Origin of the sequence: Virgibacillus dokdonensis, from assembly GCF_900166595.1 — a bacterium.
Taxonomy (GTDB): Bacteria; Bacillota; Bacilli; order Bacillales; family Amphibacillaceae; genus Virgibacillus; species Virgibacillus dokdonensis.
Map to the genome: position 1 here is coordinate 2,465,105 of NZ_LT745763.1, position 24,778 is coordinate 2,489,882.

The following is a 24,778-nucleotide window of genomic DNA, read 5'->3' on the forward strand; positions in this document are numbered from 1 at the left end:
TCTTCCCTTTTGTTCTTTTCCATTTTCGTGTAAAATAGAGGAGCTATCCTATTTTACTAAATGAAAAGGAATGAACGAACATGAAAGATAAAATTAAAGCTTACCGCTTTCCAATTATCTTACTTATTTCGATAATGATCGGTTCTATAATTGGGCTTTACTATGGCGAAGATGCTACAGTCATTAGACCGTTGGGCGATTTATTTATTAATTTACTATTTATGATTGTCATGCCTCTCGTTTTCTTTACTATTTCCTCTGCAATTGCAAGCATGGATAGCATGAAACGTCTTGGTAAAATTATGGGCTCGATGTTAACTGTATTTGTTGTTACAGGAATCATTGCTGCTGTGTTCATGCTAATTGCCACTGTTATTTTCCAACCAGGTTCTGGCGTAGATATTCCACTTGTACAACCTGATGAAGTGACAGAAGAAATGAATTTCTCAGAACAATTAGTTCAGACATTCACTGTTTCCGACTTTATCGATTTATTTTCACGTAATAATATGCTCGCACTTATTGTTTTTTCTGTATTAGTTGGTGTCGCAACAGGGCTAACTGGTGAAAGAGGGAAAGCCTTTACTTCTTTCTTAACAAGTGGCGCCGAAGTGTTTATGAAAATTATTCAGCTTATCATGTACTATGCACCAATTGGACTAGGTGCTTATTTCGCTTCGTTAGTTGGGGAGTTTGGCGCCGATTTAATCGGTGACTATGCGAAAGCAGTTATCGTCTACTATCCTGTATCTGTTTTATATTTTGCTATCGGGTTCACCTTATATGCATTTATTGCTGGTGGCAAAACAGGTGTTAGTCGCTTTTGGAAAAACATTCTTGCTCCTGCTGCAACATCTCTTGGTACTGGAAGTAGTGTTGCTTCATTACCTGCTAATTTACAGGCAGCAAAACGAATTGGCGTACCAAAAGATATTCGAGAAACCATTATGCCTCTTGGTGCAACCATACATATGGACGGATCGTGTTTGTCTGCAATGCTAAAAATTGCTTTTGTTTTCGGTGTGTTTAACTTGGACTTCACAGGAATTGACACCTTTTTAACCGCAATCGGCATCTGTTTATTATCTGGTATTGTAATGAGTGGTATTCCAGGTGGTGGATTTATGGGTGAAATGATGATTATTACGCTTTACTCATTACCAATGGAAGCTTTACCAATTATTTCAGCTATAGGTGTTGTAATTGATCCTCCTGCTACAATGGTAAACGTTACAGGAGATACCGTATCCAGCATGCTTGTAACCAGACATCTAGAAGGAAAAGATTGGATCGAAAAAACGGACGTTGCATAATTATTATTAGAAAAACTTGGCGATAAGCCAAGTTTTTCTAACATATATCAATAGCGATCTTCCCAAATTGTCCATTACCTTTTAAATAATGAAAAGCCTGTTGCATATCATCTAATTTGTAAGTGGAATCCACTACAGGTTGCATTTGATACTGTTCGACATGCGCTAGCATTGCTTCTAACTCTTGCTTACATCCCATTGTCGAACCTAGTAACTGGTACTGTCCATAGAAAAAGGTGCGTAAATCTAACTCCACTGTATCCTCTGTTGTTGCACCGAACACGACCATCTTCCCACCCTTTTTCAAAACGTCCAACGAGCGCTGAAATGTTGCTCTACCAACACTGTCAATGACCAAATCGATCTTCTCATCAGCTAATTTATGTTGCCAATCTTCATCATGGAGCACTCCCCTATCCGCTCCAATCGATTGAGCTTTTCTCAGCTTTTCTTCACTCCGCGAACTCACAATAATTCTTGCGCCAATATTTTTTGCAAATTGGATTAAATAGGTTGCCACTCCACTTCCTGCACCAGGTATAAATATGGTATCGTCTGTATTTACTTGCCCTTTTGTAAACAATGCACGATATGCTGTTAACCCAGATAATGCAAGAACACTCGCTTCTTCCCATGTTAAATGAGCTGGCTTTTTCTCCACTTGATAAGAAGGAATAGCTATTTTTTCTGCAAATGTACCGTGATCTGGCATGCCTAAAATTTCAAAACCTTGAGGAGGAGCATCCGCATTCTCAAACCAGCCTAAAGCAGGATTAATAATTACCTCATCACCGATAGCCACGTTTTTAACAGCTTGTCCTACCTCTTCAATTACGCCGGCTCCGTCTGATCCTAAAATTAATGGCTCTATCTGCCCTTTTCTACGATTTGGAATATATAAGTCACGTCGGTTGAGACCAGCCATTTTCAGGCGAACAATTACCTCATTTTCTTTTGGCTTCGGATCATTCATTTGCGTTACCTGTAATGTATCATTTTCATGAACAAAGGTTTTCATAAAAATTCCACCTTTCCTGTTAAGTTTATAACCAAAAACACTTCCTTTTTTTAATAATGAATATTGGGGATTCAGATATCAAACGAACCCGTTCAGCCCCTTTATGCTAAAAATTTTCCCTTTAGAAAAAAGCACTAAACGTTTCTAACTGCCTCTTATCCATAATATCATGATGAAACAATGGAACATACCATTTTTTTTGTTCCTTAAATATGGCTTCTATTTTTTGTACGTAAGTTTGCTCCATTTGTTTTCGTTTTGCAAAAAAATTTCCGTCTACTTGTTCTGGTAATAGTTTATTAACAATGATGTTTTTTACATAGATTTCATGTTGATGCAGCAATCGAATAGCCTTATCCGTTTCAGTTATAGATAAACTTTCTGGATTAACCACAAAAATAAAGCCTGTTCGTTCATCATCTAGTAGCAATTCTCTTGCTTTTGCAAATCTTCCTTTCCTACCCTCAAGTACATGATAAATAGGATCTTCTATTGGCTCCCCATCATTTAGTAATTGCGTATAGTTTTCATTCGTTTTCTTTCTACGTTGTAATAATCCGTCTATCCAAATACCCATTAATTCCGGCAAAGTTAACAATCGAATCGTGTGTCCCGTTGGAGCTGTATCAATAATACATTGATCATAATGTTGATGTTCCTCGATAATGATAGAGATAAGCTTATTGAATAATGCAGCTTCATCAGCCCCAGGTGATGCTTTAGCCGTATCCAATTGGCGATTTACTTCATTTATCATAGATGGTTGAACAATCCCTTTCATATTTTCCTTTACACTATTAATATAAGCCGTCGTTTCTTGTTCAGGATCAATTTCAAGTACATCTAAATGTGAACTAACTTTTTTAATCCTCCCTCCAATATTCTCTTCAAAAATATCTCCCAAATTATGGGCGGGATCAGTAGAAACAAGCAAAGTTTTTCGACCTTCTTTTGCGCGCTTCCATGCTAAAGCCGCAGCGGAAGTTGATTTTCCCACCCCTCCTTTCCCACCAATAAAAGCAATCTTTTTATGCAGTTCCTCCAATATAATCACTCCTTTATTAACAGCAACGAATGCCAGATAACGGCGATTTTTCCATTCCCATTCGTAAATGCCAATCGTGAAATTTTTCTAGCATATAAGGGTATAACTCTAGTGTATAATAATATACTGGATTTGGAATTCCAATCATCTCTGAGTAAAGTAAGAGCAAGAAAATATCGTCCTCATGCCTCAACTCACGAGCAATTTCCTGACGATGAGGTAGACTGATTACTTCTTCATAATATTGAATAAGCTTCTTTATTTGCTCGATCATGATATCTCCCCTTCCAATAGCACGATTTATTTTTTAGAAAAACTTGGCTGTCGCCAAGTCTTATGGCGGAAGAACGACGTCGTTTTGCTTATACTATAAAACCTAGAAATCTTTATACTTTCCTAATACGCACAGATAATGAAAAGGGACCTTCCTTAGATCCCTTTTCCATGGTTTATGAACTAGTTATCTAGATTTTGATCTGTATCCCCTCGTAATACAGAAAAAGCAGTTATAATAATCCAAATCGCAAACACAAAAATGATAGATCCTAATACAAATAATAAAGTGTTCGGTTCTGTTCCAGTCCAGGACCACTCAAATAATACTTGTTGAAACATAGCATATAATGTCATCACCATAACAAATATCATAGGAATAATTACCACGGCATAATTTCTCCCTAACCGCTTTAACCATACGGCAATAAGCATTAAACTAATTGCTGCTAGTAATTGATTTGCTGTTCCAAACAATGGCCATAATTGATAGCCCCCTGAGCCAAAACCTTTAGGACCTTGTGGGAGTAAAACAAGTGCAGCACTCGATAAAACAGCTATAGACGTAGCAACATGCGTTTTTGTTAATACTGGGAGTTTATATTCCGTACCTAACTCCCCAATAATATATCGCATAAGCCGAACGGATGTATCTAATGTTGTTGCTGCAAAACTAACAACAATGATGGAAACGATCGTTACCGCAATATCAATCGGTATACCTAATCCTCCCGCTAATACAGCTGCTCCTTCTACGAAAACACCTAAACCACTTGCATTTGCAGATGCAAAACTATGATAAACAGCTGAAAAATCCGCAGTACTTGCAAAAAATGTCGCTACAGCAATGATGGATACTAGTGCTAAAATCCCTTCGCCAACAGCTCCAGCATAACCAACAAAACGGGCATCTGTTTCTTTATCTAATTGTTTGGAAGATGTCCCCGAGGAAACAAGACCATGAAACCCTGATATAGCTCCACAAGCAATCGTAATAAATAGGAGTGGAATCCACGGTGTGTCTGCGTTAGCATTTGTCACAGGTGCAGTCATTTCTGGATTTGTAAAAATTAGTCCTACATATAAAATTCCTAACCCAACAACAAGCTGATGGGAGTTAATAAAGTCTCTTGGTTGCAACAATTGCCAAACAGGAAGTGTGGAAGCAATATATACATACACCAGCAATATAATAATCCAAATAAAGAACGCTGAGGAGACTGCGCCTAATCCAAATATACCCGTGTTGCCTTCTCCCCCCATCCATTGCACAAGGTCAATTTGCATCCATTCTATCTTGCTTGATAATACAGCTACAAGATACATGACCGCTAATGCAATAACAGATGGTAGAAGCATTTTGATATTTCGTTTGTATACAGCATACCCAATCCAAATAGCTAAAGGAATTTGGATAAATACAGGTAGAACACTTGCTGGATAAGAGATAAATAAGTTAGAAATAACCCAAGCAAACACCGCATTCACCATAAGTACAAGAATTAAAATAATAAATAAAAACAATATTTTAGCTCGTTGACCGATCAGGCGATGAGCTAATGTACCAACAGATTGACCTTTATTTCGTACAGATAATACGAGTGTCCCAAAATCATGAACCCCTGCGGCAAATACAGTTCCTAGAATAACCCATAAAAATGCTGGTAACCATCCCCAGTATACAGCTATAGCAGGTCCCAAAATAGGCGCTGCTCCAGCAACTGAAGTAAAGTGATGCCCCCATAATACGAACTTATTTGTCGGAACAAAGTCTACCCCATCTTTATATTGATGCGCGGGTGTAACATAGTTTGGGTCTAATCGAAAAATTTTCTCAGCTACAAATTTCGAATAATACCGATATCCTAATGCAAAAACAACGATACCAATAACAGCTACCAATATACCAGACATACATTCCCCCCTTTTTTTATGAAAACGATCTTGTTAACCTTTATGCGCAAACGCTTTAATTTAGTACGTTTTATCTAAAAATATTTTAAATGTAAAATACTTTGAAAAAATATAGAACTACCTTTAGTACCTATGTACTGGGAAAAAGAGTTGGAACATCACTCCATGAATTGAAAAATAAACAAAGTCATTCCCCTATACCTTCTTGTAACCCTAGAAGTAAGCTTTGCTTATCGACAAGTATTTCATCTATTCGTTTTTCTTATTGGTAAACCCTTAAAGTTTTATCAATTTCTATTATGCAAATAAGCAGAACCATTATAATCTTGGTTGTTCGGCTTTGCTATATCGTATTTGCTTGTACCCCAAACTCTTTACAAGTGCGCATCAACTAAAAATTATTCATTGCTCCCTAAAACGGGTCACAATACCCAAACTGCCATCGTTGTTGCTACCACAAGGCCAACGATAACTGGGATAAAGTTTTTTCTAACAAGCTCCATGACGGAAATACCACAAAATCCCGCAATCGCTACAAGAGATGACCAAGCAACAAGCGCTCCTCCGCCTGTCCATATAGACCCCATCTGTCCAATTGCAGCAAGTGTTGCCACATCGACGCCATTTGATGGCAACGAAGCCGATAAAGCACCTGTTAGTGGAAGTCCAGAAAAACCCGATCCATCTAAGCCAGTAATCATACCGATTATTAAAATACTAAATGCTACTAACCATTGGTTTTCAGGTAAATAGGACTGTGTGGACTGTACTAAATCAAACAAAAATGCTGGGGCATCTTCCCCTATGCCTAATATGGCATCTGCAAAATTTGAACTTCCTAAAAAAAAGAATCCAGCTATTGGTATCACTGGGCCCATAGCTTTGAAGGCAAATACAAATCCATCTGTAATATGGGTAGTAATATAGTCCAGTGCTTTCTCTTTTCGAAGCGCTAACGTTGATAACAAAAGCAAAATAACAGATACACCACCAATAAAAGCTGCTCCATCACCGCCTTCAAAACCGCTCATTCTTCCTGAATGAAGCTTTTCATATATCATGTAAATAACCACTGCAGCTAATGCTAAGGGTACGAAAACAGCAAACACCTTGCTCCATTTCGTTTGTATTTCCTTATTTGATTCAATAGGAGCATCTTGAGAAGTCTGCATACTTGCTAAATCTTCTAAGTTTATGGGATTATTGGCGTTACGTATCTTATTACGAGCAAATAGATATGCTAAGCAGACTGCAACAGCTCCAGTAATTAAGGAAAGTATGAAAGCTTGTTCTGCGACTGCTGTAGTATGTACGCCAGCTGAAGCAGCAGATAAGCTTGGAGCAACTTGCACAATATAATCTGAGGACAAAGCCATTCCTTGCCCAGCTATAGCAATAGCCACCGCTGCAGTAATTGCTGGTAAGCCAACGCGAATAGCTGCTGGTACTAGTAAAGCACAAATAAGTGGAACTGCTGGTGTTGGCCAAAAGAATAGAGAGATAATGTATGTTGCAATGACTAAAACAAAGAAAGAAATATGTCCATTTATCATTATTTTCTGTATTGGTTTTATCATGTGTTTATCTGCTCCCAAATCCCGTAATGAATTTAATAATGCAAGCATAAACGTAATAATTAAAAAAATGCTAAAAAGTTCTCTAGCAGCAACTAAATTTGCTTGAAAAATAGCTTTAAACCCTTCAACAATGCTTCCTTTGTATAACCATGCGATTAAAAACGTTCCCAATAAAGATGGTAGAACGACTCCTTTTCGCATCATCATTGTAATGATAATGAGCAACGTAAACAGACCATACACATAGTGAGATATAGAAAGCTCCACCATTAACCTTCCTCTCCGAATAGTGTGTTACAGCCTATGCAAGCGTTACTTATTTGGTTCTGTTCTGTTCATTAACTACAGAAGAGAGGTCTATCATATATTATGAAATACGCTTTCGCATTTGGTAAACAAAACTAGATGATCGTGATAGAATAAATTCACACCCATCATATAAAGGAGGCTGAAATAAGCATATAGGAGACATTAGAAAAACTTGGCTTACCGCCAAATGTTTAATGCAAAGCTGTAGTTTTCTTATACTATAGACCTTAAAACTTTATACTTTTCTATAGTATAAGTATATAAAGCTTAGCTTTTCTCCAAGTCTATATGATGTGTAATTGTGAAAGCTGTAATTTTTCTTTGAGAGGAAAGGTGATTTCATTGATAATTTGGATTAACGGCGCTTTTGGTTCTGGAAAAACACATACTGCTTATGAGTTACATAGAAGATTCCCCAATTCATTTGTGTATGACCCAGAAAACATGGGGTTTTTCATACGTGATAATATTCCAAAAAACATGCAAAAGAACGACTTCCAAGATTATCCTATTTGGCGTGAATAATTAAATTTCACCTTTTTAAAATATATAGCGGATCATTATAATGGCATTATTATTGTACCTATGACCATTGTCCATCCAACTTATTATCAAGAAATTGTTGTTAAACTTAAAAATGAAAATATTACTGTGAAACATTTTGTTTTATGGGCTTCCAAGAAAACGTTAGAAAATCGGTTATGCAAGAGAGGTGATGGGAACAATTCCTGGCCCGCCAAACAAATCGATAGATGTATGCAAAGTCTATCCAATAATATGTTTCAACAGCGGATAGTTACAGATGATGTAACGATTGAACAAGTAGCGGAAAAAATCGCGTCAATGTGTGGCATTCATTTACTTCCTGACCATAGCAAGTTTTAATCAAGTAGAAAATAAATACAATTTAAAAAGTAATGTCAATAGTACGAAACTCCACGAAGACGAGCCGCCTATTGACATTACTTTTCTTTATTTGCAAACAGAGTTTTTCAATAGAAATAACAAATGAAAAGGGGCAGAAAACGTCACTCTCTGCAAACTCCTAATGCATTCCATTTTTTATAAATTAAAAATGAGCCATAGAAGGGCAATCTATACTAATTTCATAAATTCATCTACATCCTTCATGCACTCAAGTACAGCTTCTTCCCAAAACGCAGTTTCGGTTAAATCTACATTTAAATGCTTCTTAGCTAAATCTTCCACCGTCATTCTACCAGTATCACGTAATAAAGAAATGTAGGCTTCTTCAAAGCTTCCTTCTCCATTTTTAGCTTTTGCATACACGCCATTACTAAATAAATAACCGAACGTATATGGAAAATTATAAAATGGTACACCAGTAATATGAAAGTGAAGTTTAGACGCCCAAAAATTAGGGTCATATTCTGAAAGCGTCTCACAATATGCTTCTTTCTGAGCTTCCACCATTAACTGATTTAATCTCTCTACAGAAACTATTCCTTGTTTTCTTTCCTCATAAAAACGCGTTTCAAATAAAAATCGGGCATGTATATTCATAAAAAATGCAACACTTCGTTGAATCTTATCCTCTAGTAAAGCTTTTTTCTCTTCTTTTGAAGTTGCTGCTTGTAAAGAGGCATCGGCAACTATCATTTCCGCAAAGGTAGAAGCAGTTTCTGCCACATTCATTGCATATCTTTGATTTAAAGCATTCACATCATTCATCACATGCTGATGATAGGCATGCCCTAATTCATGTGCTAGGGTAGCAATATTACTAGCTGTTCCAGAATACGTCATAAAAATTCGCGTTTGCTCACTGTGCGGAAAGCTTGTACAAAAACCGCCAGGGCGTTTACCTGGTCGATCCTCTGCTTCAATCCAACGCTTTTCAAACGCCATTTCTGCAAAATCAGCCATTTTAGGGCTAAATTTTCGGAACTGATCTACAATAAAATTGGCTCCTTCTTCGTATGTATAGGTTTGAACTGTTTCACTGATTGGAGCAGTTACGTCATAAATACTTAATGTATCAATATCGAGAAGCTCTGCCTTCTTATTTAAATAATGGACAAAGTGTCCTTTATATTTTGTAATTGCTGTCCACATAGCATCTAATGTTTCTTGTTTCATCCGATTAATCATTAGCGGTTCTTTTAGCACATTTTCCCAGCCTCTATGCTTATACGTCTCTAAGCGAAAACCAGCCAAATGATTTATTGTTTGACCAAATAAGTCTGCTTGCTCCTCCCAAGCCGCTGATAGTTTGGTAAATACGTGTTGACGGAAACGACGATTCGGATCTGTTAATTTATTGGTTGCTTGTCCAATCGAATAATGTTGCAAACTTCCTTTTTCTTCTAACGTAATTTCCATATTCCCAACGATGACATCGTACATTTGCCCCCATGCATGATAGCCATCCTTTGCTAAATCATTAATTAAGGCCTCTTGTTCTAAAGGTAAAAGGTTTTGCGCCTGCTCTCGGTACTCTTCTAGCACAAATATAATCTCTTGTAACGATTCATGCTGTGAAAATAAGCTCCAATCTTCCTCTGTTATTGCACCAAGTTTTTGTTTTAGCTTTGTTTGTATTCCACCAAATTTTGCATTCAATTGAGATCGCTCACCAAGCAAAGGTTGTACATGCTGATCATTTGTATCCTGTGCGTGTAAACAACTTATAAATGCAAAAGCCTCTCTCATCAATTTTGTCGTGCTTTCCATTTGCTGACATAAATCTATTAGTGCCTCAATATTTTCCTTTGTAGCCTTAGGTTGAAGCTGATTTATGTAAGCATCCAGCTTATCAAGTTCTTGATCTACGATTGTTAAATGTTCTCGAAACTTCGTAGATTTACTTCCTCCAGGGAAAATAATTTCTAAGTCCCACGTCAGATCCTTTAATGGTTTCAAAAAAACCCTCCTTATTTTTTCAGAAAATTCACTATGAATTAAATTATACCAGACTTTTCATGGTATATCATACATTTTATAACTGAAGAACGAATAAATCTAGATCAATATGCAATTTTAATGAAGATGAGAAACAACGAAAGCTTGCTCAAAAGGACTATTTCCTTTAGACTAGTTCGTTTTTTAACGTACTTCTAAGGGTACAGATAAAATAAGACACTTCTCCTTTCAATCTTTTTTGTTAGCAGGAAATCTAATCAATTACTTGACAATATAAAGTTTCTCTTTTACACTAGGTTACATAAAGTAATAATAATTCAACTAATTTGTGGAGGGATAGTTTTTATGATGAAATCGGTTTGGAATGTAGACTCCGTTCATAGCGAAATTGGCTTTTCAATTAAGCATATGATGATTTCAAAAGCAAAAGGAAATTTTATTTCATTTGACGGGGAGATCAAAGCTGACTTAGATCAATTTACAGATGCAGAAATTAAACTTACTATTGACGTAAGTAGTGTGGATACAAGAAATAAGGGTCGGGACGACCATTTACGCTCTGCTGACTTTTTCGATGTAGAAAATCATCCAAAAGCTACATTTATTTCCAAAGAAATTAAAAAAACATCTGACAACCATTATGAGGTTATTGGAGATTTAACACTTAAAGGAACGACGAAAACAGTGGCCCTTGAGGTTATTGTTGAAGGCCAAAGTAAAGATCCGATGAGTGGAAATACAGTTGCCGGTTTTAGTGGAGAAACTACCATAAGCCGAAAAGACTTTGACCTAACATGGAATACAACTTTAGAGACTGGTGGCGTTTTACTTAGTGACGATGTAAAAATTAGTTTCGAGATTGAGGCGCATAAACAAGATTAATGGTATATAAAGGACAAAGGCTCGGGGCGCCCGGTTAGCAACGTAGCGAGTGGAACGAATCAACTAAAGTTTTAGGAATCATGGTGAGGCGGTGTTGCACGAACCAATGATGACTTATCGTAGGGCGATTCGTGAAGTCGCCTAGTTGCTGGGCGCTGGAGTCGAACGTGGATAAATAACTTAGTAAGTTTATCCACAGCTGCAAAATTTTATGATTTCCCACTAGCGTTGCATAAAAAGTAATGCTTCAAGTCAAGCGTTAATTTTCCATTTGAGACATATGTAACAGAATTTTCTGATATATGTTATTTGTACACAATGAAAAAAAGACAACAGGCATGAGAGGTAGCCCTTCATCCATTTTTTGAATAGTATATACTTTTAAACGAATGGATCGTATGTTAAATCATCTAAGTGTAACACGTCTCCTGTCTCATATTGTGCTAGGGTCTCTGCAAAAATTCGCTCATTGTCCCACCTTCGTCGTCCGCTGGACTCTCGCTCTGGTCCTTTACGTACTTTCAAAATAAAGGTTGCCATGGATTGATCGTAACCATCCTTTATCCAACGCAACATTTCCAGCAAGGTTCCTTTGAAACCTATTTTATTTTTCATTAGGATGATCAGGCAAAAGGTAATCATTGCAAGATAGACTTGATTATAAACNAAGTTGTTTTTTCTTGACTACTTTATAAAAAGTTTATGCAACGCTAGTGATAATTTCCTCACTAGCGTTGCATAAAAAGTAATGCTTCAAGTCAAGCGTTAATTTTCCATTTGAGACATATGTAACAGAATTTTCTGATATATGTTATTTGTACACAATGAAAAAAAGACAACAGGCATGAGAGGTAGCCCTTCATCCATTTTTTGAATAGTATATACTTTTAAACGAATGGATCGTATGTTAAATCATCTAAGTGTAACACGTCTCCTGTCTCATATTGTGCTAGGGTCTCTGCAAAAATTCGCTCATTGTCCCACCTTCGTCGTCCACTGGACTCTCGCTCTGGTTCTTTACGTACTTTCAAAATAAAGGTTGCCATGGATTGATCGTAACCATCCTTTATCCAACGCAACATTTCCAGCAAGGTTCCTTTGAAACCTATTTTATTTTTCATTAGGATGATCAGGCAAAAGGTAATCATTGCAAGATAGACTTGATTATAAACGGCATTTTCACTCTTACCATATAATGTTGTAATGACCAAGTGTTGCCTGATCCATTTGAAAAACAACTCTATTTTCCAGCGGTTTCGGTAGATATCGCTGATTTCTTGCGCACTGCGCTTGGCGTCGTTACACACAATCCGAATAGGCTTGCCATTACTATCTGTTGTCTCTATCAATTGTAATGGATGTTTCATGTTTCCGATTGTCACCATGGCATGGCGTGTGATGGGAGAAGATGGATCCACGAGTAACTCTTCCACGACGTGTACCACTGTATTGGCTTTGATACGCGTTGCAAATTTTATTCCTTTTTCCGAATAGGCATCGAACTTCGCAAAGTTGAAGTACCCGCGATCGAATACATGAAGCACATCTAACTGATAAACAATTAATTCATCCAGCTGTGTCTCATCCGCTGGTCGGGCTGGCGTTAGAATCATCTTATCTAGCGAGAGCGTATCATTGCACAACCTAATTGAAGTGTGCATTTTAATCCCGGCTTTTGTTTCTCGAAAATCAGCCCATTCATAGCCACTAAGACACATGGAAATAGTCGATGAATCAATCAAATGCAGCTGAAGCAATGCCTTTCCTGCTTTCACAGGTCCTAGTGTATACTGTACCTTTTGAATGAGATGACGAAGAATAGCTTCTGGTATTTCATGTGGGATTTGTCTATTCTTACGCGAGAGTTGTGACTTACTGATACTGTCTATACCTACTAATCGCTGCACCGTTTTTTTGCGTGAAACAGACTGACTGATTACTGCAAGATTTTCTGATTTTTTAAGTTGTGCGTAAATAAATAAGCGAATATAGGCAATGGTATCTAGCTTTTTCGCATACTTGTCTACCCCTTCCATATCAATCATTTTTTGAATAACTTTTGTATCTAATGGATGAATGTATTCCTTGAATACCATTTTTATGGTATGATTGTCCATGAAAGACTCCTTATAATTTGGGATTTGGACAGGACTACCATACCCTAATTATAAGGTTTTTTTATGCGTTTTTGTATTGATAATTCCTATTATTCTTAGTATTGACACGAGTTGTTTTTTCTTGACTACTTTATAAAAAGTTTATGCAACGCTAGTGATAATTTCCTAGACTAGGACATAGCCGAACAACTAATAATGCTATTTGTTCGGCTTGTTTGCTATTTAAAATTTTTCTGGAAATGTTCAACAATATCTGAGGAATAAACACGAACAACTAATTTCTCATCCAACACATTCGCTCGCAGTAAAAGCGGTTGATTATACTTATTTTTAAAACTGAAATCAGGTCCCCACCAACTTACAGTTGCATCTTTTCCTGGCGGGACATAGGGAACATTTTTACTATGAGCATACCTTTCTACAATTTCAATTCCCTTTAAATCAACAGCATTAAATAAAGTAGACGATACTTGACAAATGCCCCCGCCAATATCTTCAGCCAATTCACCTTTAACAATAACTGGTGCGCGCTTATATCCTTTTTCCTCTGTTCTCTCCCCTACTACTGTATTAAATGAAAATAACTCACCAGGAAACACCACATGACTATCTATCGCTTTGGCAGCAAGTTCAATATTCGTGGTTCTCTCCTTATTGGATTGTTTAAAATGAGTAACATAACTACCTAATTGTTTTTGACTAATTTCGAGTAATAGCGCTTTATCTACACGAGGGTATATCGGTTTTACAGGAACTTGAAATTCGTGGATATCTTTATTATAAAAAGCTTCTCTAAATCCAATGTGAAACTGATTTCTATCTATGGTAACCCCCGGTTTTCCAGATACAACCTGCCCATTACGGTCTAATTTTGCATTTATTGGAGGGTGGTAAACTTTTTCATTTAAGTATTTCATTAAACTTTCCAATTTTAATTCATTTATAAAAAGTTTTTCTACGTTTTCTAGCGCATATTGATCAATTTCTACACGTTTCATCTTAATTTGTTCTGATTGCACTTCATTAGCTATAACTTTCTCAACTGGTAATAAAAACAATACGAATATGAACGCACAAGCAACTAACCTCATTATAAGAACGACCTCCCATTTATAGTATAAGTAAAATAAGGGCAAGTCATTCAAAAAAGGGTAATCATTAGAAAAACTTGTTTTATTATGCAGTGGGTATTATAGAATTGTTTGCCTGCACAACATGAACCTAAGCCCATGATGCCGCTCTTACATAGTATAAACCAAAACCATATGTCAGCTATTAAAAAAGAGTAAATATACATTCCATATAACTATGTACTTCTTCTATTTGACAACCAATATTGAACGCACCATCCTACACTAGCTCCTATTAGTAATACCATATAATATACTATCAAAAAATATACCGATCATTAACCCTAAACCAGTTATATACAAATAAACATTTTCTGACAAAGTCAAATTATATATAACCTCCCCTATTTTAAGTATTTTTTATACTATAAACCTTTAAATTTTTATGCTTTCCTATAGTATAAAAAAACAACCTCACCTAAAATAGGTGAGGTTGTTTTTTACCTAAAATCTCTCGTTTCTTCCATATAATCACTTAACAGTCGATACCCAATTAACGAAGCAATAACCAAGAAAATCCCACATAACGATTTATTTTTCATATTCGTAAGCCTCCCCATAAGTTTTAAATCATATTAGGCTGTGAACATCTTAAAATGGACGAAATTTTCCTTTTTTAAGTACTAGCTTAGGTCCACCTATAAGGTATAGAGAACGATTATCTACTACTTTCTTCATCGCAGCTGCTGCTTTTCCTTTAAGTTTATTATCATTAAACACATTTGCGATTCCATCTGAATGGCCAAGTGACGCAACTGTTCCTTTACTCTTAAAGACAAAATCGGTTAATGGCTCATTGTTTAATAAAGCAACCAAGTTTGCAGCTACAACATCCGCTTCTTGCATAGCTAATTGTGCAGTTGGCGGATACGGACGATCTGCGTTATGATCCCAAACCCAAGAACAGTCACCTATAACAAAAATATTTTCCTCATCAGACACACGTAAGTCACTATCTACATTTACTTTTCCTTTCGTAAGTTCAAAGCCAGAGTTTCCTAGCACAGAACTTCCTTTTACGCCGCCTGTCCAAATAATTGTACCAGCCTTAATCAGTTCATTGTCTTCCCCTACAATAAACCCTTCTTCTGTACATTCTGAAATTGGCGCGCCAATCTTAATTTCTACGCCACGATCTTCTAATGATTTCTTCGCATATTCAACCAACTCTTTATCAAACATTGGTAAAATAGATGGAGCCGCTTCTACATTAATAATTCTTACTTTATTACGATCAATATCGTATTTTTTACATAATTGCGGGACACGTTCTGCAAGTTCCCCAACTAATTCTATTCCTGTAAAGCCAGCACCACCAACCAAAATATTCAAGCTATGCTCATCAACACTTTCACCTGAATTATATTTTGCAAATTGATATTCTATGTGTTCACTAATTAGACGGCTGGAATCAATATCTTCAATAGCGAACGCGTGCTCCGCCATACCTTTAATTCCAAAATCATTTGATTCGAATCCAAGAGCAACAACAAGATAATCATAATCCAATTCACTGTTTTCTAAAATGACACGCTGGTTATCCTTATCGATTTTTGTTACAGCATCAACGACAAGCTTTACTTTATTTGGATTAATAACATCACTAATTATAACGCGCGCTTGATTTGGATTAATCGTTCCTGCAGCAACCTCATGTAACCAAGTAGATTCATAATGATAATTATGTTTGTTAACTAATACTATTTCTGCTTGTTCAGGAGACAATTTTTGCATAAGGCGTTTTGTTGTTGTTAGCCCTGCATAACCCGCCCCCAACACCACTATTTTGGGTTTATTTAGACTCATAAAAACTTCCACCTTCCTATAAACTTACTTCTATATTGTAGGAAAAAGCGCTCCTCTTAATAAAATATAATAAAATGACATCAACACGCTTATCCTTCATTTACAATATAATTATCATAACAAATATTTCATATTTAAGCCATTCACAAGAAGATTCTTTTCTCCCTCCTTTTACATATTGACCTTTTAAAAATAATGGCAAGTTTGTATTAGTGACTTGTAGTTATCCTCCTTTTACTTTATTTCCTACTCCATCCCTATTTAAACTTATTTTTTAAACGCTTTCAACATTTTGTGTTATAATTTCATAATAACGTATATTCTGAAAAAACGGAACAAGGTGGGGATTTTTTATGGAACAAACGGAAGTCCGTGTAATTAATCATAAAGGGGAAGATGTAGCACCGAATGGGAAAGAAATTGGAGATATTATTGTCAAAGGAAATGGTGCCTTACAACATGCTGCACACCAGCAAACACTTGAAGATGGTTGGATTTTCACAGGTGATAGAGGGACAGTAGATGAAAATGGGCATATTCATGTACAAGAAGCAAGAAAAGACATTCCTCATTCCACAGGTGCTATATCTACAGCCTACTTAGAGCAAACTTTACAGCAACATCCATCCATACAGGAAGTGGCGGTTGTCCCTATACCGCATAAAGAAAAAGGGGAAATTGCACACGCTTTTGTCGTTTTAAACGAAGAAAACACCATATCCGAAGATAGCCTCCTTTCTTTTTGCAAGCAACATTCTGAAAATTCCTATATTATCCACATATCTATTGTAGAAGAATTGCCAAAAACAGCTAGTGGAAAAATTTTAAAAACAGAGCTAAGAAATAGGCTTTAAATTATTAATAGCAGTATTTCATTGAAATAAAGTAAGTAAATGACACAAAATCTAAAATTATGTTGACAAATGCTAGATAAATTGGGATAATACAAAAGATAAATTGATACGGTTACCTTTAATTCAGTCCCGTGAGGCTGCCAAGGTGGAACAGATAAAATTCTGTTGGTAAAAGAAATAAGCTTTATTTTTCTTTTATAAAGCACCCTGCATGCACAAACACGGTAGGGTGTTTTTCTTATGCAGCACGGTAGCCGTTAAGTTAATAGGAGGAATACAACGTGACACAACATAAAGAAATACAAGTAGATGAACGATTGCCTTTGTTAACGAGTTTACCACTTAGTATCCAGCATTTATTCGCCATGTTTGGCTCAACAGTACTTGTTCCCATTTTATTCGGGGTCAATCCAGCAACGATATTAATGATGAATGGTGTTGGTACATTAATTTACTTATTGATTACAAAAGGGAAAATCCCTGCCTATTTAGGCTCTAGCTTTGCATTTATTTCACCTGTTACAGCCGTTCTTGCAGAATATGCTGGTGGAGAGGGTTACAGCTATGTATTAGGTGGTTTTTTAGCTGTCGGTGTTGTCCTATGCATCGTCGCCTTTATCGTTAAACTTGCTGGCACAAGGTGGATTGACATCATTTTCCCACCTGCTGCTATGGGAGCTATTGTTTCGGTTATTGGATTAGAACTTGTACCTACTGCTGCTGAAATGGCTGGGTGGATCGCACCAGTTGGAGCTGATGCATCATGGACCATTAACTCAGACACAGCTATTGTAGCTTTACTCACTTTATTAATCACAATTATTTGCTGGGTAACATTACGAGGGTTTTTGAAAATCATCCCGATTTTAATCGGAATTATTTCAGGGTATATCATCGCCTATTTTTTTGGATTAGTAGATCTTTCAGCAGTTCGTGAAGCAAGCTGGTTTTCTATGCCGGAATTTTATCAAATGAAATTTGATTGGGGAGCTATTTTAACCATCTTACCAGCTGCTATTGTACTTGTTCCTGAACATATCGGTCATCTATTTGTAACAGGGAATATTGTGAAAAAAGATCTTGCTAAAAACCCTGGCTTGGATCGTTCACTCGCAGGTAATGGCATATCGACCATTATTTCTAGCTTTTTCGGCTCTACACCTAACACCACATACGGTGAAAATATCGGCGTATTAGCAATCACAAAAGTGTACTCTACATGGATTATTGGTATGGCAGCAGTTCTCGCTATTATATTGTCGTTTGTAGGAAAGCTTGCAGCACTGATTTCTTCTATTCCTACCGCTGTTATGGGAGGGATATCTTTATTACTGTTCGGTATTATTGCAGCAAGTGGACTACGCATGCTAGTAGAAGCGAACGTAGATTATAACCGTTCGCAAAATTTAATCCTATCAAGCGTTGTATTAGTAATTGGGGTAAGTGGTACGACTGTACAGATTGGCTCTGTTGCCTTATCAGGTATGGGGCTAGCAACAATTGTCGCTATCCTCCTTAGTATCTTCTTTAAAATATTGGATATACTGAAATTGTCAAATGAAGGTTAGCACTTCCCCTATTAAATTGTAAAATAAAAATCCGAACTAATTTTGACTACCAACATGGTCAATTTCGTTCGGATTTTTATATAATTACCTATTCCCTATCCGTTGAAAGTTTATCTTTTTCCAAAGTATAGCAAGCCTACCAGAGCACCAGTCACACACATAACGATTGCAAAAATCAGGAATGGAATAGCTCCAAATTGGTAAATCAGTGGTACAGAAAGAGCGGTTACGAGTCCCCCGCCAAGAAATGGTTCATATACAAGTTGCTTATAACCGAAACCTTCAAAAGCAGGTGTTTCACTTCTAGGGTCTACAATTCGCATCAATAATAGACCTGTTGCAGTAATTCCCATCGATTGCCCAAAATCACCAATTCCACGTTCGAACCAATAAGAGGGAATCATTCTTGGTGCTAAAATTAAAAATCCCAACGCATTCCATAATATCCCTGTAATTGCTAGTAACAGAAACGGAACAATATAATCCCCTATTACATCAATGGATACTGTACCTATAGCCGTTAAAATTAGTAAATCTAACGCAAACCCTTGAATTCGATTAATCATATTTCTATCTACAATTTGTGCGTTATCTATTTTATTAAAAAATTTCTGGACAAATATCCCGCCAATCATGGCTAGTGGAAATAATGGGATATAAGTCATAAAGGTAGAGTCTGTAAACGGTGTAATAATAACCGACTCTAGCCATATGAGAGCTTGTAAAAGGAGATATCCGACTAATACGGCTAAGCCAACTAAAGCAAAATGTAACGACAATGGTTCAATGGACTCTGGTCTTACAGTCATTTTGGCAGCTGGATCACGATTTTCAAATTCCATAATTCCTTGCTTTCGTAAATCTGAAAAACCTTGTACATTTTTTATTACATGTGTTTTTTCTTTTCGTACCGCCCAGTTAATTAAAATAATGCCGACAATTACGCCTGATAATATCCCAATTGTAGCAAGACCTACTGCCAAATCATATCCTTGTGCAAAGCCAATTTCTTCAAATGTTCCAGCTAAACCAGCAGCTGTCCCATGCCCTCCTTCAAATGCTACCTCAATAAGGGCGCCCGTTAGTGGCGGCAGACCGAATACGGGGCTCAATACAAGTATAGCTAACAGAATTCCTATCACATACTGACCCCAGCCAATTGTCCAGCCAAAAGCTAATTGTGGTCCACCATAGTCCCATATTTTCCGTAAACCTGGAATGGAAGTTCCAAGAAACAGCGAAGCAAAAACAACGTTAATGAATAATCCTGGTAAATCGTTCCAGACTGCTGTTACTTGATCTGGAAAAATTCCATTCACCCAAAAAGAGTCTTCTGCTACAAATAGATATAGTATTTTCCCAAGTACTTGCGGTCCAAGCATTAAAGCTAAAAAACCTCCAATAATGGAGGCTGGTAAAAATAAATTCTGCAACCAAGCAACTCTTACCCGCACCCATTTTCCTAAGAGCAAAAAAGCGGCCACATATAAAAAAGCAAATCCAACTTGGCTTGCTGTCATTTTAAAAACCCCCTTCTTTATTATTGGTGCTATTGCTTTTCCCCAGATGATGGTTTTCAAAACTTTTACCTTATGAATCTGGCTAAAACTCTAGACATTTCTCAGGCGATGAGTTGTTGCCTTAGCTTTTTTCCTCCATATAAAAACAAAGCGTTTCTTCATAAGGATTTGACGAAAGCCTTCGTTTATGAAACTAAAGTGCAAACTAGTACTTTATCGTGCGCTTGCTATAATGTGTAAAATACGATCCTCTATCTCTTTACCTTCGTCTTCATCTACTAAATGGTTTAATAACAGAGAGAAGATAATATTATCTCCCTTTTTTATGTGCATATATCCGGAAAGCGTACTTACACCATAAATGGTCCCTGTTTTAGCCTTAACATCAAGATTTTCCATACGCCCTTGTAGTGTACCAAGCATACATGGTTCTTGTGCAACAGTATGTGGTAACGCATGTAAATATGTATTAAACCAATCTATTTTTTGAATTTTGTATAGTAGCTTGGTTACTTCGTTCGCAGGTATCATGTTTATATGTGATATACCTGAACCGTCTCGAATAACCATTGTTTCCAAATTCATTCCTATGCCGTCCATTTCCCGTTCTAAAACTTGCAAACCTTTTTCCCAGCTGCCCTCTCCGTATACTTGTCTACCCATTTCCTTTACAAGTATTTCCGCAATGGTATTATTGCTATTTTTCATAAATGGAAGCATTAGTTTCTTTAAAGCGGGAGAATGGTGCTTATATAATAATGTTGAACTATCCGGAGCTTGCCCACGACACATACTCCCCTCTATTAGAACTCCTTGCTTTTTTAACGCTGCTTGAAAAATATGTAGCGCGTAATCAGTGGGCTTCCAAACAGCTAGCCATTCTTCCACCCCCTCCCCACCTTCTGGAATTTCTCCTGATAAATAAATCGTATTTCCGTTCCTCTCTCTTATCATGGTAACATCTTCTTCTCCCCCTTTTTTCCCTGTCCTTATCGTATTGAGCACATCTATATAGGCTGTTTTTGGTGATACAGTTACCTTAGCATCATCTCCATATTTTCCAGGCGATATTTTCACATAAACACTTCCTGCATCGTACCGATGATCTGGTGAAATAGTTAGTGCAGAGATGGAAGATGCATAATGAAAAGTCTCATCATTCCAAATTACATCCTGCGACAAGCGAACAGCATCATACCACGTATCATCACCAATTATACTTCCTGCAATAAAATGTATTCCTAATGCATGCAATTGTTGAGCAAATCGTTGATACGTTTCTGGCAATAACGTTGGATCCCCTTTACCAACTACATATAAATTCCCCTTTAGTTTTCCTCCTTCTATCACTCCGTCTGTACGTAACTCCGTACTAAAACAATACTTCTCCCCCAAAACGTTCAAACTAGCCGCAGCTGTTAGTAGTTTCATATTGGAGGCTGGAAGAAATCGCGTATCTCCCATATGCTCATAAATCATTTTCCCGGTATTTGCAGCCCTTATGCTTATACCTATCAGTGCCCCTTGTAATTTTGGCTCATTCTTTATATATGCTTCTATACTTTCTTTCACCAGACATTTCCCCTCTTATCATCATTTATTATCGCATGCTTGTAAATTTGTATATAACTATTTCCATATGGTGAAGGGCAATCCTTCTTTTCATGTTAAATTTATCACTGCTTACTGAAATAATTTTTAAAATATAGATTGCACTTCATTTTTAACAAAACGTTGATGTTTGGAATTAAATACCACTAGTAACATGGGGCAAAACTGCTTATAATAAGAACAAACGTTCTTTATAGACTGTAGAATCTTTTTCATTACAGTTGATAGGCTTTCACCATAAAGCTGTAGCAATAACCCCAAGTTTTTCTAATGAGGATGATGTTTGATGGATTATTCCTTTTATCCCCGTAACGATGTTTTATGCATCGATATGCGTTCTTTCTACGCCAGTGTAGAAGCGGTTAAATTAGGGCTTGATCCAATGGAAACTTTATTAGCTGTTGTCGGCGATCCCAACCGTTCAGGTAGTATTGTACTTGCTGCTTCTCCTGCACTCAAAAAGAAATATGGAATTAGTAATGTCAGCCGTTATTTTGAACTACCAAAGGTTCCAGATCTACATATTGTTCCAGCACATATGGCAGACTATTTAGAAGTATCCACAGAAATAACTAAATTACTCTATCAATATGTTCCAAAAGAGGCTATCCATCCATATTCTGTTGATGAAGTATGGGTTACTGTTAACGGATTGAAAAGGCGATTTGGAAATCGTCTATCTATAGCGAAACGGATTAAACATGATATTCTAGAATGTTTTGGCATTACATGCTCCATTGGTATTGGAGATAATAAGTTTCTTGCTAAAGTCGTGATGGATATTCATGCAAAAAAACAAGGCATTGCCGAATGTACATATGAGGATGTACAACAAAAACTGTGGCCCGCTCCAGTGGAAACGATTTGGGGAATTGGAAGCAGAATGAAGAAAAATCTCGAACGAATGGGCATTATAACATTAGGACAACTCGCGCGTTTTGACTTACAACGACTACGAAAACGTTTCGGGGTTATGGGAGAGCAATTATATTGGCATGCATGGGGGATTGATTTGAGTCCCGTCATCGGCAATTTTGTGAAAACAAAGCAAAAGGGGTTTGGTCATGGTATTGCATTATTACGCGATTACGCAAAAGAAGAAGTTCATGTCTGTATACTGGATCTTTGCGAAGAAGTATGCCGAAGAGCAAGAACCGTTCAGATGGCAGGAAAAACCATTCAACTTGGAATTAGTTATTCAAAAGAAACAGGGGGCGGCTTTTCCCGTTCGACTTCTATTTCTATACCAACTAACGCCACAATGGATATGTATCATGTTTGTATGGGGTTGTTTTTTCGTTTTTACGATGGCAGGAGTAGTATTCGTCGAGTATATGTGACTTTAACCAATTTATATACGAAACAAGATACACAACTGAGCCTATTTGAAAACCGTACGAAAAAAGAGGATATTGGCTATACAATGGATGCGATCCGAGAAAAATATGGACCTACCTCCATTCTCCGTGCAATCAGCTATACAGATGCAGGCATTACAATCGAAAGGAGCAAAAAAATTGGTGGGCACTATGCTTAATGGAGAAATAAGAATGCTTGACAACATGAGGAGGTGACCTCACCAGAAACTTGCGTATGAATGTCAATAATGCAAAACCACCACTTCCCCCCCCCACACTGGCAACTAAGCCTTTATTAATGGTTTCGTGAGATTTCAAACACCTGAAGAGTTAAGGAACAAAGGCGCAAGCGCCCGGTTAGCAACGTAGCGAGTGGAACGAATCAACTAAAGTTTTAGGAATCACGGTGAGGAACGAACCGATGATGACTTATCGTAGGGCGATTTCGTGAAGTCGCCTAGTTGCTGGGCGCTGGAGCCGGACGTGGCTAAATAACTTAGTAAGTTTATCCACAGCTGCTAAATTTTATAATTTCCTAGACCATAAAAAAAAGCACCGTTGTTTTACTTATACGATACCCCACCAAACCTTCCTATGATGTGAAAATATCGCTGATCAACTGCACATCCTCTGCGGCAAGTGCAATCGTAGCAGCACGTTTGTTACTAACTACTTGTTCTGGCCGCTTGGCACCTGGAATAAGGACATCTACAGAAGGACGGGTGAGATACCATGCTAAAACAATATGAGCAATTTCTTCGTTATATTTCTCGGCAATTGGTTTTAATTTCGCCACTTTCTCAAGGTTTTCATGAAATGTATTACCTTGGAAATTAGGATTTTCAGCTCGTAAATCTGTAAATGTTTGATCTTTAGCATATTTTCCAGCAAGCAAGCCTGATTCCAGTGGAAAATAAGGGATAAAAGTAATGTTCTTTTTTTCTGTATAAGGGAAAAAGCTATCTTCTGCCTCACGTTTTAGTAAATTGTATTCGCCTTGCACTACGTCTACATAGCCATCTTTATTCGCTTCTTTCAATTGTTCCAATGTGAAATTAGACACACCTATGGAACGAATTTTTCCTTCATCTTTTAATTCTTTCAACGCTCCAACTGCCTCATCTTTTGGTGTATCTTGATCTGGAAAATGAATATAATATAAATCAATATAATCTGTTTGCAAGCGGCGAAGACTATCTTCGACGGACTGCTTCAAAAAAGTTGGGGAATTATCCATGACCACTTCATCACCAACAAATTTATGCGCTCCTTTCGTTGCCAGCACGATATCTTCCCGGTTATATTCTTTCATCACTTCACCGGTTAACTCTTCAGAGCGTTTAGGTCCATAAATATACGCTGTATCCAACATATTAATTCCTTGATCTAAGGCTGTACGCACAACATTCTTTCCTTGTTCCTCATCAAGCATATTTGGATACAAATTATGCCCGCCGACAGCATTGGTACCTAACCCAATTGGATAAACAACGATATCTGATTTTCCTAATGTAACTTTAGTCATAAGTAAAAACATCTCCTTTTCATATGATTTGCTTTACTATCTTTAATTTACCATAAACAGATGCTCTAAACATCC

The 24,778-nt window shown here is 37.0% G+C and carries 20 protein-coding genes; 7 read left to right on the forward strand and 13 right to left on the reverse strand.

Going from position 1 to position 24,778, the window contains the following annotated elements; genetic code table 11:
- Window positions 1–80 precede the first annotated feature (80 nt).
- Window positions 81–1,313, forward strand: a complete 1,233-nt coding sequence (locus tag B2C77_RS13165) for a dicarboxylate/amino acid:cation symporter (protein WP_077704577.1) — start codon at window positions 81–83, stop codon at window positions 1,311–1,313.
- Window positions 1,314–1,350: 37 nt separating this feature from the next.
- Here the strand turns inward: B2C77_RS13165 and B2C77_RS13170 are convergent, their stop codons facing one another.
- The 5 genes from B2C77_RS13170 to B2C77_RS13190 form a co-directional block, all read right to left on the reverse strand.
- A complete protein-coding gene (locus tag B2C77_RS13170; RefSeq protein WP_077704579.1) occupies window positions 1,351–2,331 on the reverse strand; it encodes a zinc-binding dehydrogenase in 981 nt (326 codons plus the stop codon).
- Between the two features lie 121 nt (window positions 2,332–2,452).
- Window positions 2,453–3,376 (reverse strand): ArsA family ATPase, encoded by a 924-nt coding sequence (locus B2C77_RS13175; RefSeq protein ID WP_077704582.1) that lies wholly within the window; start codon window positions 3,374–3,376, stop codon window positions 2,453–2,455.
- Window positions 3,377–3,392: 16 nt separating this feature from the next.
- On the reverse strand, window positions 3,393–3,650 hold the full coding sequence (locus B2C77_RS13180; protein WP_077704584.1) for a cory-CC-star protein: 258 nt from the start codon (window positions 3,648–3,650) through the stop codon (window positions 3,393–3,395).
- Window positions 3,651–3,832: 182 nt separating this feature from the next.
- Window positions 3,833–5,563: a carbon starvation CstA family protein gene (locus B2C77_RS13185; protein WP_077704587.1), complete on the reverse strand. Its 1,731-nt coding sequence runs from the start codon at window positions 5,561–5,563 to the stop codon at window positions 3,833–3,835.
- Between the two features lie 422 nt (window positions 5,564–5,985).
- Entirely contained in the window at window positions 5,986–7,407 is a 1,422-nt protein-coding gene (locus B2C77_RS13190) for a hypothetical protein (protein WP_077706911.1), read from the reverse strand.
- 384 nt (window positions 7,408–7,791) lie between these two features.
- On the opposite strand from B2C77_RS13190, the gene B2C77_RS22105 reads away from it, so the two are divergent.
- Entirely contained in the window at window positions 7,792–7,974 is a 183-nt protein-coding gene (locus B2C77_RS22105; RefSeq protein ID WP_237342744.1) for a nucleoside/nucleotide kinase family protein, read from the forward strand.
- Between the two features lie 60 nt (window positions 7,975–8,034).
- A complete protein-coding gene (locus B2C77_RS22110; protein WP_237342745.1) occupies window positions 8,035–8,334 on the forward strand; it encodes a hypothetical protein in 300 nt (99 codons plus the stop codon).
- Between the two features lie 210 nt (window positions 8,335–8,544).
- Here the strand turns inward: B2C77_RS22110 and B2C77_RS13200 are convergent, their stop codons facing one another.
- On the reverse strand, window positions 8,545–10,332 hold the full coding sequence (locus B2C77_RS13200; protein WP_077704590.1) for a M3 family oligoendopeptidase: 1,788 nt from the start codon (window positions 10,330–10,332) through the stop codon (window positions 8,545–8,547).
- 345 nt (window positions 10,333–10,677) lie between these two features.
- On the opposite strand from B2C77_RS13200, the gene B2C77_RS13205 reads away from it, so the two are divergent.
- The gene (locus B2C77_RS13205) at window positions 10,678–11,214 is read left to right on the forward strand and encodes a YceI family protein (protein WP_077704593.1); all 537 of its coding nucleotides are present in this window, start codon (window positions 10,678–10,680) and stop codon (window positions 11,212–11,214) included.
- A gap of 381 nt (window positions 11,215–11,595) precedes the next feature.
- Here B2C77_RS13205 and B2C77_RS13210 read toward each other — a convergent pair whose 3' ends face one another.
- The 4 genes from B2C77_RS13210 to B2C77_RS13225 form a co-directional block, all read right to left on the reverse strand.
- Window positions 11,596–11,829, reverse strand: coding sequence for a hypothetical protein (locus B2C77_RS13210; RefSeq protein WP_141130723.1), 234 nt, complete (start codon window positions 11,827–11,829; stop codon window positions 11,596–11,598).
- Between the two features lie 272 nt (window positions 11,830–12,101).
- Window positions 12,102–13,331, reverse strand: a complete 1,230-nt coding sequence (locus tag B2C77_RS13215; RefSeq protein WP_077704598.1) for an IS4 family transposase — start codon at window positions 13,329–13,331, stop codon at window positions 12,102–12,104.
- 218 nt (window positions 13,332–13,549) lie between these two features.
- Window positions 13,550–14,422: a VanW family protein gene (locus B2C77_RS13220; protein ID WP_077704601.1), complete on the reverse strand. Its 873-nt coding sequence runs from the start codon at window positions 14,420–14,422 to the stop codon at window positions 13,550–13,552.
- Between the two features lie 630 nt (window positions 14,423–15,052).
- Entirely contained in the window at window positions 15,053–16,267 is a 1,215-nt protein-coding gene (locus tag B2C77_RS13225; RefSeq protein ID WP_077704603.1) for an NAD(P)/FAD-dependent oxidoreductase, read from the reverse strand.
- Window positions 16,268–16,620: 353 nt separating this feature from the next.
- Between B2C77_RS13225 and B2C77_RS13230 the strand changes: the two genes are divergently transcribed.
- Both B2C77_RS13230 and uraA read left to right on the forward strand, forming a co-directional pair.
- Window positions 16,621–17,121 (forward strand): AMP-binding enzyme, encoded by a 501-nt coding sequence (locus B2C77_RS13230; protein ID WP_077704606.1) that lies wholly within the window; start codon window positions 16,621–16,623, stop codon window positions 17,119–17,121.
- Window positions 17,122–17,402: 281 nt separating this feature from the next.
- The gene (uraA, locus tag B2C77_RS13235; RefSeq protein WP_077704609.1) at window positions 17,403–18,689 is read left to right on the forward strand and encodes a uracil permease; all 1,287 of its coding nucleotides are present in this window, start codon (window positions 17,403–17,405) and stop codon (window positions 18,687–18,689) included.
- Window positions 18,690–18,799: 110 nt separating this feature from the next.
- On the opposite strand, the gene B2C77_RS13240 is transcribed toward uraA, so the two are convergent.
- Together B2C77_RS13240 and dacB are read right to left on the reverse strand one after the other, a co-directional pair.
- Window positions 18,800–20,209, reverse strand: coding sequence for a sodium/glutamate symporter (locus tag B2C77_RS13240; protein WP_077704611.1), 1,410 nt, complete (start codon window positions 20,207–20,209; stop codon window positions 18,800–18,802).
- Window positions 20,210–20,422: 213 nt separating this feature from the next.
- Window positions 20,423–21,781, reverse strand: a complete 1,359-nt coding sequence (gene dacB / locus B2C77_RS13245; protein ID WP_077704613.1) for a D-alanyl-D-alanine carboxypeptidase/D-alanyl-D-alanine endopeptidase — start codon at window positions 21,779–21,781, stop codon at window positions 20,423–20,425.
- A 325-nt stretch (window positions 21,782–22,106) separates the two neighbouring features.
- Here dacB and B2C77_RS13250 point away from each other — a divergent pair, with 325 nt between their 5' ends.
- On the forward strand, window positions 22,107–23,357 hold the full coding sequence (locus tag B2C77_RS13250; RefSeq protein ID WP_077704616.1) for a DNA polymerase IV: 1,251 nt from the start codon (window positions 22,107–22,109) through the stop codon (window positions 23,355–23,357).
- 413 nt (window positions 23,358–23,770) lie between these two features.
- Here B2C77_RS13250 and B2C77_RS13255 read toward each other — a convergent pair whose 3' ends face one another.
- Complete coding sequence (locus tag B2C77_RS13255) at window positions 23,771–24,703, reverse strand: aldo/keto reductase (protein WP_077704619.1); 933 nt, start codon at window positions 24,701–24,703, stop codon at window positions 23,771–23,773.
- Between the last annotated feature and the right edge of the window lie 75 nt (window positions 24,704–24,778).

What these genes read in the sequence shown, in the direction of transcription:
- B2C77_RS13165 (WP_077704577.1), top strand. Translation starts at nt 81, where the DNA reads ATGAAAGATAAAATTAAAGCTTACCGCTTTCCAATTATCTTACTTATT.
- B2C77_RS13170 (WP_077704579.1), bottom strand. Translation starts at nt 2,331, where the DNA reads ATGAAAACCTTTGTTCATGAAAATGATACATTACAGGTAACGCAAATG.
- B2C77_RS13180 (WP_077704584.1), bottom strand. Translation starts at nt 3,650, where the DNA reads ATGATCGAGCAAATAAAGAAGCTTATTCAATATTATGAAGAAGTAATC.
- B2C77_RS13185 (WP_077704587.1), bottom strand. Translation starts at nt 5,563, where the DNA reads ATGTCTGGTATATTGGTAGCTGTTATTGGTATCGTTGTTTTTGCATTA.
- B2C77_RS22110 (WP_237342745.1), top strand. Translation starts at nt 8,035, where the DNA reads ATGACCATTGTCCATCCAACTTATTATCAAGAAATTGTTGTTAAACTT.
- B2C77_RS13205 (WP_077704593.1), top strand. Translation starts at nt 10,678, where the DNA reads ATGATGAAATCGGTTTGGAATGTAGACTCCGTTCATAGCGAAATTGGC.
- B2C77_RS13210 (WP_141130723.1), bottom strand. Translation starts at nt 11,829, where the DNA reads ATGAAAAATAAAATAGGTTTCAAAGGAACCTTGCTGGAAATGTTGCGT.
- B2C77_RS13215 (WP_077704598.1), bottom strand. Translation starts at nt 13,331, where the DNA reads ATGGACAATCATACCATAAAAATGGTATTCAAGGAATACATTCATCCA.
- B2C77_RS13220 (WP_077704601.1), bottom strand. Translation starts at nt 14,422, where the DNA reads ATGAGGTTAGTTGCTTGTGCGTTCATATTCGTATTGTTTTTATTACCA.
- B2C77_RS13225 (WP_077704603.1), bottom strand. Translation starts at nt 16,267, where the DNA reads ATGAGTCTAAATAAACCCAAAATAGTGGTGTTGGGGGCGGGTTATGCA.
- B2C77_RS13230 (WP_077704606.1), top strand. Translation starts at nt 16,621, where the DNA reads ATGGAACAAACGGAAGTCCGTGTAATTAATCATAAAGGGGAAGATGTA.
- B2C77_RS13240 (WP_077704611.1), bottom strand. Translation starts at nt 20,209, where the DNA reads ATGACAGCAAGCCAAGTTGGATTTGCTTTTTTATATGTGGCCGCTTTT.
- B2C77_RS13250 (WP_077704616.1), top strand. Translation starts at nt 22,107, where the DNA reads ATGGATTATTCCTTTTATCCCCGTAACGATGTTTTATGCATCGATATG.
- B2C77_RS13255 (WP_077704619.1), bottom strand. Translation starts at nt 24,703, where the DNA reads ATGACTAAAGTTACATTAGGAAAATCAGATATCGTTGTTTATCCAATT.